Origin of the sequence: Shewanella sediminis HAW-EB3, from assembly GCF_000018025.1 — a bacterium.
In the GTDB taxonomy this organism is placed as follows: Bacteria; Pseudomonadota; Gammaproteobacteria; order Enterobacterales; family Shewanellaceae; genus Shewanella; species Shewanella sediminis.
The window spans coordinates 2,866,089-2,878,519 of the sequence record NC_009831.1 but is presented as its reverse complement, the minus strand read 5'-3'; the positions used below and the strand labels follow the sequence as shown (position 1 = coordinate 2,878,519).

The 12,431-nt window shown below is 46.2% G+C and carries 10 protein-coding genes; 7 read left to right on the top strand and 3 right to left on the bottom strand.

The genetic code is table 11. The annotated features are described in order from the left end of the window. Position 1: 1 nt before the first annotated feature. Both SSED_RS12385 and SSED_RS12380 read left to right on the top strand, forming a co-directional pair. Positions 2-967 (top strand): type II secretion system F family protein, encoded by a 966-nt coding sequence (locus SSED_RS12385; RefSeq protein WP_012142708.1) that lies wholly within the window; start codon positions 2-4, stop codon positions 965-967. A gap of 43 nt (positions 968-1,010) precedes the next feature. Beyond that, the gene (locus SSED_RS12380; protein WP_012142707.1) at positions 1,011-2,045 is read left to right on the top strand and encodes a tetratricopeptide repeat protein; all 1,035 of its coding nucleotides are present in this window, start codon (positions 1,011-1,013) and stop codon (positions 2,043-2,045) included. 81 nt (positions 2,046-2,126) lie between these two features. Here SSED_RS12380 and asnS read toward each other — a convergent pair whose 3' ends face one another. Further along, on the bottom strand, positions 2,127-3,527 hold the full coding sequence (gene asnS / locus SSED_RS12375) for an asparagine--tRNA ligase (protein WP_012142706.1): 1,401 nt from the start codon (positions 3,525-3,527) through the stop codon (positions 2,127-2,129). 264 nt (positions 3,528-3,791) lie between these two features. Between asnS and SSED_RS12370 the strand changes: the two genes are divergently transcribed. After that, positions 3,792-4,127 carry a hypothetical protein gene (locus SSED_RS12370; RefSeq protein WP_012142705.1) on the top strand — a complete coding sequence of 112 codons (336 nt, stop codon included), beginning with the start codon at positions 3,792-3,794 and terminating at the stop codon, positions 4,125-4,127. Positions 4,128-4,254: 127 nt separating this feature from the next. On the opposite strand, the gene SSED_RS12365 is transcribed toward SSED_RS12370, so the two are convergent. After that, complete coding sequence (locus SSED_RS12365; protein WP_012142704.1) at positions 4,255-4,824, bottom strand: CoA pyrophosphatase; 570 nt, start codon at positions 4,822-4,824, stop codon at positions 4,255-4,257. 53 nt (positions 4,825-4,877) lie between these two features. Beyond that, on the bottom strand, positions 4,878-6,287 hold the full coding sequence (gene pabB, locus SSED_RS12360) for an aminodeoxychorismate synthase component I (protein ID WP_012142703.1): 1,410 nt from the start codon (positions 6,285-6,287) through the stop codon (positions 4,878-4,880). A 210-nt stretch (positions 6,288-6,497) separates the two neighbouring features. Between pabB and SSED_RS12355 the strand changes: the two genes are divergently transcribed. The 4 genes from SSED_RS12355 to SSED_RS12340 all read left to right on the top strand — a co-directional run bounded on the left by SSED_RS12355 (position 6,498) and on the right by SSED_RS12340 (position 12,348). Continuing rightward, complete coding sequence (locus SSED_RS12355) at positions 6,498-8,036, top strand: fumarate hydratase (protein WP_012142702.1); 1,539 nt, start codon at positions 6,498-6,500, stop codon at positions 8,034-8,036. Between the two features lie 210 nt (positions 8,037-8,246). Beyond that, a complete protein-coding gene (locus SSED_RS12350; protein ID WP_012142701.1) occupies positions 8,247-10,301 on the top strand; it encodes a dipeptidyl-peptidase 5 in 2,055 nt (684 codons plus the stop codon). 170 nt (positions 10,302-10,471) lie between these two features. After that, positions 10,472-11,800, top strand: a complete 1,329-nt coding sequence (locus tag SSED_RS12345) for a DUF2157 domain-containing protein (RefSeq protein ID WP_012142700.1) — start codon at positions 10,472-10,474, stop codon at positions 11,798-11,800. Next, entirely contained in the window at positions 11,797-12,348 is a 552-nt protein-coding gene (locus SSED_RS12340) for a GDYXXLXY domain-containing protein (RefSeq protein WP_012142699.1), read from the top strand. The genes SSED_RS12345 and SSED_RS12340 overlap by 4 nt, the downstream gene beginning before the upstream one ends. Positions 12,349-12,431 lie beyond the last annotated feature (83 nt).

The following is a 12,431-nucleotide window of genomic DNA, read 5'->3' as shown; positions in this document are numbered from 1 at the left end:
TATGGACTATTTAATTGGATTGTTTGGTTCTCTCTTCGATGACCCTGAACAAATAAAATGGGCGATATTTGCTGTAGCTGGAATCGCAGGGGTTATGTTTGCATTGTCACTCGCCTTCTTGATTAGCGGTATCTATTCGCCTTTAAGGCAGAGGTTAAAAAGTTTAAACAAAGAAGAGCAGATAAAAACCGTACAAACGGATGTCAATGCCACGCTTGAGCATGGTATAGGTAGCATGGTTGAAAAGTCACCTCTCAATATGTCTAATGACGAGACTCGTAGGTTGCTTATCCATGCTGGTTTACATTCAGAAAATGCAATGGCAATTTTCAGCTCGATAAGAATAATCTTACTTCTCATCGGTGCGGGCTCGTCGGTTTTAGTCTTAAGCTTATATCCGGATTTATCAACAATGATGAGTGTGTATATTGTTGCCCTGCTTGTCGGCGGTGCTTTCCTGTTACCCTCTCTGGTGCTACAGAAAATAGCGAGTAGGCGCATGAGGATGCTGAGAACGGGTTTTCCTGATGCGTTGGATCTGTTGGTTGTGTGTTGCGAAGCCGGTTTAGGCTTGATGGCTGCAATGCAGCGTGTGGCCCGGGAGCTTGCATTGAGTCATCCAACCTTGGCCAGTGAGCTTGATCTGGTATGCAGTAAAGTCAGAGCCGGTTTAACCGTTAAGGTGGCGCTTAATGAGTTTACCGATCGAACGGGGTTGGAAGATATAAAGGGGCTTAACTCTGCTATTTCTCAAAGCATACGTCTTGGTACCGGTATTGCGGAAACATTACGCGTATTTTCAGATGAGTACCGAAATAAGCGACTTCAGGAAGCCGAGGAGCAAGCGGCAAAATTGGCAGTAAAAATGATCTTTCCTATGATGTTATGTATCTGGCCTTCGTTTTTCATTGTTGCCATTGGGCCGGCGGTGCTCAAGGTGATGAAAGTATGGGGCCAGGCATTTTAGGTAAAACTGATGTCGATGGAGATAATAATCTTAGGGAGCGCTAATGAAAGGTTTGAATCGATTTATCAGTAGTAAGAGATATGCAGTTACAGTGTTGATAGCACTATCACTCCAACTACTTGTGGCCTGCAGTGCGACAAAAACAGATGAGGAGTTGCTCAATTTAGAGGTGACACCACCGACTCGGCAAGATCTTTATGATGGCAGCTCTATGGGGTCTGTTACTGCGGCAAATCCTCCCAAAGATGAGGCCGATGCTTTAGTGCGTGCAAAAAAAGAGGAGGAGAAGGGGAATCTGGATCAGGCATTATACCTCTATGTACAGGCGCTCGATTTTAAAGCTGACAACGCACTGACTCTATATAATATTGCAAGAATTCACAGCATCAAGGGTAACATTCAACTTGCCTATCTCACCTATAACGAATCCTTGACCATAGATCCTGAGATGCTTATGTCTCATGCTGGGCTTGGCTTGATTAACATGGATAAACGTCAGCATGAACAGGCAAAAATTCATCTGGAAAAAGCGGTGAGTTTAGACCAATCCAGACTCACTGTTACCGGTAAAGAGGTTACAGAGGAGGGGATGTACCTTCTGGACCTACAATCTCCGATACGAATTTATAATGCGCTGGCTATTCTCTATGACCTGGAAAATCGGCACGAAGAAGCCCGTCATTACTATTTACTGGCATTGCGCAAAGAACCTCACTCTGCTTTGATTATCACCAATCTGGGATACTCACACTATCTCGGTGGAAATATAGCCCTTGCGGAAAAATACCTTAAGAAGGCGATTAAGGAAGATCCAAATTTTGAACGTGGCTGGACAAATCTAGGGCTTGTTTATGTCAGAAAGGGCTTGTATGCCAGAGCATTATCGACGTTCGAGCATACCATGGAGCCCGCCGATGCCTTGAATGATCTGGGGTATTTCCTCATGTTAGAAGGGGAGTATGAACAGGCCGTTGAATTGTTTCAGAGAGCCATTGATAGCTCTCCCAGCTACTTTGAGCAGGCTCAAAAGAATCTAAAAAGAGCATCGATGGAATTAGATACGCAAAGAAGGAATTAGTTTTAAACTGTTAAACATCAGATATAAAAAAAACGCCCATTTGGGCGTTTTTTCATTGTTTGGCTAACTTTGGTTAATCGCTTAGAAGCTTGCCGATTTTGGTGCACGAGGGAATGGGATCACGTCACGGATGTTAGAAACACCTGTAACATATGAAACCAGACGCTCAAAACCAAGACCGAAACCTGAATGCGGGACGGTACCGTAGCGGCGCATATCACGGTACCACCAGTAGTCTTCCTTACTCAGGTTCATCTCTTCGAGACGTGCATCAAGTACATCCAGACGTTCTTCACGCTGTGCTCCACCGATGATCTCACCAATGCCTGGTGCGAGTACATCCATCGCGGCAACGGTTTTACCATCATCATTGAGGCGCATGTAGAATGCCTTGATGTCTTTTGGATAGTTTTTAACAACAACCGGAGCCTTGAAATGCTCTTCAGCCAAGTATCTCTCGTGCTCGGATTGAAGATCGATTCCCCACTCAACGGGATATTCAAACTTCTTACCACAACTCTTAAGGATCTCTACCGCATCGGTATAGTCGACTTGAGCAAAATCACTGCTTACAAATGACTCGAGACGATCGATAACTGTTTTATCGACGCGCTGGGCGAAAAATTCAAGGTCATCACGGCGCTCTTCCAGTACGGCTTTGAAACAGAATTTCAGCATCTGCTCGGCAAGACCCGCGACATCATCGAGATCGGCAAATGCAACCTCAGGCTCAACCATCCAGAATTCAGCTAAGTGACGACTGGTGTTTGAGTTCTCTGCGCGGAAAGTGGGGCCAAAAGTATAAACCTTAGACAGTGCACTCGCGTAGGTTTCTGCGTTTAACTGACCTGAAACGGTCAAGAAAGACTCTTTACCGAAGAAGTCTTCGCTGTAATCGACTTTACCTTCGTCGTTACGTGGGAGATTTTCCATATCGAGAGTCGAAACACGGAACATCTCTCCGGCACCTTCAGCGTCTGACGCAGTAATAAGCGGTGTCGAGACCCAGATGAAGCCCTGTTCATGATAGAAGCGATGAATAGCCTGAGATAGGCTGTTACGTACTCGCGCTACTGCACCAATAATGTTGGTTCGTGGGCGCAGATGAGCCAACTCTCTCAAGTGCTCGATAGAGTGACGTTTAGCTGCCATAGGGTATGTATCTGGATCTTCAACCCAACCAGCAACTTCAACACTAGACACTTGTAGCTCAAACGCTTGACCTTTACCAGGAGAGTCAACGACTTCACCGGTCATAACTACAGAACAACCTGCTGTTAGTTTTAAGATTTCGTCATTATAATTTTCTAAGCTATTTGGCACTACACCCTGAATAGGGTCAAAGCAGGAACCATCATAAACGGCAAGAAAAGAGATGCCGGCCTTGGAATCTCGGCGAGATCTTACCCAACCGCGAACAGTAACTTGCGAACCGATCGCAAATTCACCTTTAAATACAGAAGCGACAGATGTAATGCTCATTGTTGCTTAGTTCTCCAACGAAACGTTTTATAAAAAAATTTGGACGTTCATATTACCCTGCTGACGGCTTTTCTCAAGTTAAAAAGGGGATAATCACGCTATAGAAGTTAAATAAACTGTGATTCTTTTGCATATGTTCGAATTTTATCCCCGATGAACAGAATTTTTACTGCAAAAAGCAGGTTGAAACAAGGGAGTATCCTTGGATGTTGCTTAAAAAATGTTATATTTAAAGAGTATCTGGTGGCTGACAGGAGAGACTAATTGAAAAAAGTTAAAATATTTCAGTTTTTGCTGGCTTCTCTTTCCATTATGGGCTGGTCATTGGCGGTATATGCACTCTTGCTGTTCGATAAGGCCAGGCCAGATCGCGCCATAGGCTATTTTCTCAGTAAGGGAGCATCAGTTCGCTTCGATTGGGATCCTACTCAGACGGTTCAACTCGAATATGTCATCTGGGTATGTGCTGCGATCAGTTTTATCAGCATGATTTTTAATTATTACACCGCTCACCATAGCAGAATGGGATATTGGTTTAATATTCCCTTGCTTCTGCTCAGCTCTGTTGCGGCGGGGTTGTATCTGCGCTTCTTCGTTTGAGTTAAGAGGAACCCACTCTCTCTGTTTTCCGGCTTGGCGGCTTAGTTTACCAGCCTTGGATAACTCTCCCAGTCCCTTCAATATCAAACTTATTAATGCGGTTCAGGGGAAGCCATGATTAGAGCTGTTATTGACTCAGCTGCTTACATAAGTGCTCGATAATTGCCGCCGTTGCGCCCCAGATAACATGCTGCTTATAGGGGATAAAGTAAACCGGGTATTCGATGCCGTGACGGCGGTAGAGGTATTCTTGCCTGTTGGCTGTGTTTAATAGAAATTTCAAAGGAATCGTAAAGTAATCAGCAACTTCATCCGGGTCGAGTATGGGGTCAAAATCATTTTTTACGATGCCAAAGACAGGTGTGATCTCAAAGCCTGTAAACGTCTTATATTTAGGATATTGTCCCAGTACTTCTACATTTGATATCGGCAGTGCAATCTCCTCCTCGGCTTCTCTTAAGGCTGTGGCAATGTGGCTGCTATCACTATTTTCTACTTTACCGCCGGGAAAACTGATTTGGCCAGGGTGATGCCTGAGATGGCTGGGTCTTTGAGTCAGAATGAGGTGAGTTTCATTCTTGACCTGAGTGAAAGCGATAAGCACGGCTGCAGGCTGTAGTTTACTGGAGATGAGGGGACTCTTGAGAGCGGTAAGAGGTTGAAGGTTATACCTTATCCTCAACTCTATTAAGTTCATACGCCCCCCGAAGTTTATCGTTTAGTTAATATCAGCTTTTTGCTCATACAATTTTAAGAATCCACCTTTTCAAGAACAGGAAGTATCTTACTGACCTTATCAAAGGTTTCCTGATATTCATCATTAGCTTGGGAGTCGGCGACAATCCCGCCGCCGGCCCAGCAGTGTATGTGATTGGCTTGTGCGACTAATGTGCGAATAGTAATACTGGTGTCCATCTGTCCATCTTGGCTGATATAGCCAATAGACCCACAATATAGGCTGCGCCTCGAGGGTTCAAGCTCTTCTATGATCTGCATCGCACGGATTTTTGGGGCACCGGTAATAGAGCCACCGGGAAAAGCCGCTTTTAACAGGTCGGTTGCTTGATATTTGTTGTGTAACTCGGCCGTTACCGTACTGACTAAGTGGTGGACGGCTGGAAAACTGTCAATTTGGAAAAGGTGAGGAACCTTGACTGAGCCTGCTTTTGCAACTTTGCCTATGTCATTTCGTAGTAGATCGACAATCATTAAGTTTTCGGCGCGATCTTTCTCTGATTCGGCGAGTTCGAGTGCAGAAGAGGTGTCTGCTTCTGCATTTTCAAATCGAGGCCGTGTTCCTTTTATGGGCTTTGTTTGCACTTGACCATCACGAAGCTGAATAAATCGCTCAGGTGAGATAGAGAGTATTGCCGCATCATCTAATCGGATAAATGCCGAAAAGGGGGCTCTGTTTGTCTCACGCAGCTTGAGGTATGCGCGCCATTCATCGCCTCGATAGCTTGCGGTAAAACGCTGAGTCAGATTTATCTGATAGCAATCACCACTATTGAGGTAGGATTGGATTTTATCAAATTTTTCAATGTATTGTGATTTAGTTATCTGATTAATCCATTGACTGGTTAAGGAGAAGTCACCGGTAACCGAATTGGGTTTAGCTTCGAGCAGGGTATTAAGTTGTGCCAGAGTCGACTCAAGTGGAGCCTCTCCATGGTAATGAGCCAGAGTCCAGCACGCGTTTAAGCGATCGAAAATTAATGCCCAGGGATACAAGCCAACATTCATTTCGGGCAGTAAAATGTCTCTGGCCGCTATTTGGGGGAGATGTTCAATCTGGCGACCCAAATCGTAACTGAAACAGCCCACAGCGCCTCCGCTAAAAGGTAAGGGGCTTGGATATTGATGAGGGAAATAGTGATTTATCGTGTCATTGAGAAGCGTGAAGGGGTCACCACTGTGAACTTGACTATCTGCTATTTCGCCGTCTTGTAGATGATTCACCCTGCTCGATTGGCCATCGGTTACAATCGTCGCGATAGGATCGCACACTATGATGTCAAATTTTGCATCCAGGTGAGCAGCATCTGCCGAGTCGAGCAGCATGGCCCAGGGCTTGTCTGCGAGGTGGGAGAATAGTTCTGTGGTGGTGTATTTCCAATTCAGATGCCTGAAAGCAAGTTGCTGCTGCGGCGAAAAACTCATCGATTAACCTTATCTAAAATGTGATATTCCCCTAAAAGTCGCGAAAGAGTATCATATCCAAATGCCGGGATTAATAAAAAGAAACACGCCAGCTATACAAGGCAATGACGTGATACATTCTCTGCGGGCTGGGGGAGTGTATGAAATGTCCGGGCAAGAATTAATAAAAATAAATACGCAAGCCAAAAATGGCTAATGGAGCGCACCCTAATGTCTGTTGAAAAGGAAGTGTCTGTGACTAAAGAAGTTATCATAAAGCAAGCCGATCTAATCGAGAGCGTTGCCGATTCCCTACAATATATCTCCTATTATCACCCCAAAGATTTTGTCGATGCTATGTCAGAAGCCTATGACAGAGAAGAAAGTGCAGCCGCAAAAGATGCCATTGCACAGATCTTAATTAACTCTCGTATGTCGGCAGAAGGAAAGCGTCCTCTGTGCCAGGACACCGGTATCGTTACCTGTTTTGTTAAAGTGGGTATGGGTGTTAAGTGGGATAAGACTGATATGACGGTTCAGCAGATGGTCGACGAAGGCGTCAGACGTGCGTATCAGAACCCGGATAACCCATTAAGAGCCTCAATCGTTTCAGACCCTGCCGGGGCGCGTAAGAATACCAAGGATAATACCCCCTCTGTCGTTCATATCGATATGGTGCCCGGGGATCATATTGAGGTTGCAATCGCGGCTAAGGGCGGCGGTTCTGAAAATAAATCTAAGATGGCGATGCTCAACCCTTCAGATGATGTTGCTGCATGGGTTGAGAAGACACTGCCGACGATGGGCGCGGGCTGGTGCCCACCAGGAATGCTGGGTATTGGCATCGGCGGAACCGCAGAGAAAGCGGCGGTACTCGCTAAAGAGTCTCTGATGGATCCCGTCGACATTCATGAACTACAGGCAAAGGGCGCCGAAACGGCCGAAGAGAAGTTGCGTCTGGATATCTTCGAGCGCTCTAATAAGTTAGGCATCGGTGCTCAGGGCCTCGGCGGTTTGACCACGGTTCTGGATGTAAAGATTAAATCGGTACCGACACACGCAGCCTCTAAGCCTGTTGTGATGATCCCGAACTGCGCAGCCACACGTCATGTTCATTTTCACTTAGATGGAACGGGTCCTGCAGTATTAACGCCTCCATCGTTAGAAGATTGGCCTGTGATCACCCGTGAAGCGGGTGAGAACACTCACCATGTCGATCTCAACAGTGTGACACAAGCCGATATTGAAACGTGGAAGAGTGGCGATACCTTGCTACTTAACGGCAAGATGTTAACCGGCCGTGATGCTGCCCATAAGCGTATTCAAACCCTAATTGAAAGCGGTGAAGGTCTGCCTGAAGGCGTCGATTTTACCGGTAAGTTTATCTATTACGTAGGGCCTGTGGATCCTGTCGGTGATGAAGTTGTGGGCCCTGCGGGTCCAACGACGGCAACGCGTATGGATAAGTTCACCGATATGATGCTGGAGAAAACGGGCCTGATGGGGATGATAGGTAAAGCCGAGCGGGGACCTGCAACGGTTGCATCCATCAAGAAGAATAAAGCGGTTTACCTGATGGCTGTGGGTGGCGCCGCCTATCTGGTATCGAAAGCGATTAAAACCTCCCGTGTTGTCGCATTTGCCGACTTAGGTATGGAAGCTATCTATGAGTTTGACGTTAAAGATATGCCGGTTACTGTGGCTGTAGACTCCAATGGGGTCAACGCTCATGAGACTGGCCCGGCTATCTGGAAACTTAAACTCAGTTAATACCCTCTGTTTTTGATCACCTCTTTAGACCGATAATACGGCTTAGGCATCTTGCCTAAGCCTTATTATTTGGGTAGTGTTCACCACCAAGATAAAATCATAGACTTGCATGGATGCAGTAGATAACCATTTTATTTATAAGCTAGTAGTGATTTGCTTAGGTGCTGTCGCTTATAAATTAAACTTAAATCAACAAAGACGATAATAACAATGAAAAAAACTGCAATCATACTTGCCATCGCGAGTGCCGGGCTTTCAATATCGGCTCAGGCCGCGAATCCAGAACCGTTCACGGTGCAACATCTAGTTAAAATCAATAAGCTTCATTCGCCCGCTTTATCTAATGATGGCAGTAAAATTGTTTATGCTGTCAAAAAATTTGATGCCGAGGGTGAGTCAAGCTCCGATCTCTATATTCAAGATCTCTCTCAAGCCGACAGTAAGGCTAAGCAGCTGACCTCGGTTAAAGGCACTGAGCACAGTGTCGCCTTTGCTGCAGATGACCAATCTATCTATTTTCTCGCCGGTCGCAGTGGCTCCAGCCAACTTTATAAGTTGTCTTTAAATGGCGGTGAAGCGATTCAGATCTCTGACTTCCCGCTCGATGTCGAAGGTTTCAAGCTGTCTCAAGATGGCACTCAAGTCGTAATGAACATGAGAGTATTTCCTGAGTGTAAAGATCTGAAATGCTCTGAGGATAAGTTTACTGCCGAGCAGGAGCGTAAATCGTCGGGACGCGAATATAAACAACTAATGGTCAGACATTGGGACACCTGGAGTGACCATTCAAGAAGCCACTTGTTTGTCGCAAAGCTCAATGGTGAAAAAATCATCACCGCTGTGGACGTTACCGCAGGTTTAGATACAGAAACGCCGCCAAAACCCTTCTCGGGCATGGAAGAGGTGACCTTCACACCAGACGGTAAACACCTTGTCTACGGCGCTAAGGCGCCGGGTAAAGATCAGGCCTGGATCACCAATTACGATTTATGGCAGGTTCCGGTAACCGGCGGCGATGCGGTGAACCTTACCGAAGCCAATAAAGCCTGGGACGCCAATCCGACGTTCTCTGCCGATGGCCGTTACCTGGCGTATCTTGCCATGACCAAGCCAGGTTTTGAGGCCGACAGATATCGCATTATGTTGCGCGATACGGTAACCGGGCAGGAGAAAGAGGTGGCTCCGTTATGGGATAGAAGCGCGAGTTCGCTCACCTTCGGTAAAGATAACCGTACACTCTACGTCACGGCTCAGGATGTCGGCCAGGTTACCGTATTCGAAGTGAATACCCAATTTGGTGATGTGAAAACGGTCTACAACGATGGTAGTAACAGTGTTGTAGGTGTGACTAACGACAAGATTATTATTAACCACAAATCTTTAGTTCAACCGGGCGATCTCTACTCGATGAACTTGGATGGTCAGGGTATAAAGCAACTAACCCAAGTTAACCAAGAAAAATTAGCCGAGATAAAGTTTGGTGAGTTCGAGCAGTTTAGCTTTAAGGGCTGGAACAACGAAGAGGTACATGGTTACTGGATAAAGCCTTCCGACTACAAAGCCGGTCAAAAGTATCCTATTGCATTCCTCGTTCATGGTGGTCCACAAGGATCATTTGGTAACTCATTCAGCAGCCGCTGGAATGCTCAACTGTGGGCGGGTGCCGGTTACGGTGTGGTCATGATCGACTTCCATGGTTCAACGGGTTACGGTCAGGAATTTACCGATTCGATCTCACAAGACTGGGGCGGCAAACCCCTCGAAGATCTTCAGAAAGGTTTGGCTGCCGTCACTAAACAGCAGAAGTGGCTGGATGAGACTCGCACCTGTGCCTTGGGTGGTTCATACGGTGGCTACATGATGAACTGGATCCAGGGTAACTGGAGTGATGGCTTCAACTGTCTGGTCAATCATGCCGGTCTGTTCGATATGCGCTCAATGTACTATGTGACCGAAGAGCTATGGTTCCCTGAATATGAGTTTGGTGGTACCTATCAGGACAACAAGGAGTTGTACGAGAAGTTTAATCCGGTTAACTACACAGAGAACTGGAAGACGCCAATGTTAGTGATCCATGGTGAAAAAGACTTCCGTGTTCCTTATGGTCAGGGTTTAGCCGCGTTCAGCTTTATGCAACGTAAAGGGATCCCGTCTGAGTTGCTTATCTACCCAGAAGAGAACCATTGGATCCTGAATCCGGATAACCTCGAGCAATGGTACGCTAACGTGCTTGGTTGGATGGATCGTTGGACCGAAAAGAAATAAGCGTTCAACCTTGAAATAACATAGACTTACTCATTGAGGCCAGAATATTTATTCTGGCCTTTTCTGTTTTTAGCGATTAAGTTGAACCTAGAGTTGTACCGATTCGGTTCGGTTATCATCTTTGTATTAAAGGTCATGCGGATCGAGTAATAGTAGATCAAGGATAGAGAATGCGGTTAATCCAGCTGTTTAAAAAGGAGTTGTCACACGAAGCTCGTACCTGGGTACGTGATGAGCTTGTGTCGGAGCAGCAGGCTAATTCGATATTGGCCCGCTACGGCACGAGCCTCAATGATGACACCGATAAAAATTCCTTCGGTTATTACCTGCTGATGTCATTGGGAGTGTTGTTTATTGGTTTAGCGCTGATACTGATCGTTTCACACAACTGGGATGAGATCCCAAGAAGCATACGTACAGGAAGTTTACTGTTATTAACCTTGGTGACTAACGCCGTCGGTATTAAACTATTTTTATCGAAGCGAATACGCGCCGGCATCATCTGGTTACTCTTTGGCGGCATGAGTTATGGCGCCAGCATCATGCTCATCGCACAGATCTATCACCTGGGAGAACACTTCCCTGATGGCATATTCTGGTGGGCATTGGGTATATTACCTTTGGTGGTCTTTACTCAGAGTCGACTTTTGGCGCTGTTGTCCTTGAGCTTGGCCAGTATCTGGCTAGTGGTCGAATCGGGGGAAGACTTTTTCCCGACGCTTTATCCGATATTTATATCAGTGACACTTTGGTTAACCCTGTTTCAGGCTCGCTCCCGTTTACTGTTCCTGTCCTGTGTTGTGGGTTTACTTGTCTGGATAAATTTAGGTCTGGCTTGGATCATGGGCAGTGGCTATCACTTCGATCCCGTGGCAGAGCAATTACCCTTTTCTTTAGGCCTGGGGCTTATCATAAATGGTGTTGCATGGTGGCTAATGCGCGCTGATAAGAGTGACTGGCGAGAGTACGGACTGGTGGTACACATCTGGTTACTCAGGGCGGCCATTATTACCCTGTTAGTATTCAGCTTCGAAGGCGTGTGGGAAGAGTACCCGAGCGACCAGAGTTGGTTGTCTGTGATAAGTGTTATCTTCATCCTAGTGTCGGGGATGCTTGCATTTCGGCTATCTCGCGCAAGTGGTCGATACGCATCTCTGCCGACGTTGATGCTGACCGGCTATCTGACGTTCTCATTTTATCTGGTGAGCGCGTTTAGCCATATGGAATTTATCTCAGCCATCGCCACTAACTTGATGCTGCTCCTGATGGGGATCCTCTTGATACGAAGAGGTATCGATCAATCCGAAACCCACTATTTCTATACCGGCATTGTCGTCCTGTTACTGACGGCATTTATACGATATTTCGATCTTATAGGAGATTACATAGGTGGAGCTGTTCTGTTTCTCGTCGCGGCCGGTATCTTGATGGCCGCGGCAAAATACTGGAAGCATCATGTCACCCTTATCGCTTTAAAACAGGGAGGTCATAGCGAATGAATACCATGACCGTTCCTGGTTGGCTGCATAAGAAGCCCGGTAAACGAACGATACAAATCGGGCTTATTCTAACCCTTTTTTTTCAACTATCTGTTTTGAGCATCGAATACCTGGGCTCCGTTTTACCCATATGGACAGGTGAAGAGATCATCTTAAAGACTGAGCCCGTTGACCCGCGTAGTCTGTTTCGTGGCAATTTTGTGCGTTTAAACTACGAGATTAACCGCATCCCGACTGAGCCCCAAACAGAGTTTAAAATGGGTAGTCTGATCTACGTTAGTCTGGTTGAGATAAATGGTATTTGGCAGTTCGATACCTTCAATACAGCTAAGCCGAAGATGGGAACCTATATTCGCGGACGAGTACGCAGAGTCGACTCCGGTACAGTTCGGGTTGAGTATGGCATTGAGGCATTTTTTATGCCCAAGGAGAAAGCTTTGAAAGTCCAAAATGAGATGGGCGGTCAGGCGCAGGTTCGGGTATTTGTCGCCCCTAATGGTAAGGCTCGTGCGGTGGGGTTTAAATGTCTGGGTGATGCGTGTTTATAACCCTTATTGATACATACGAGAGTGAAAACTCTCGGCTCAGGTTATTGTCAGGCGTTGGTGACGGACTTATGCAGACTTTTATG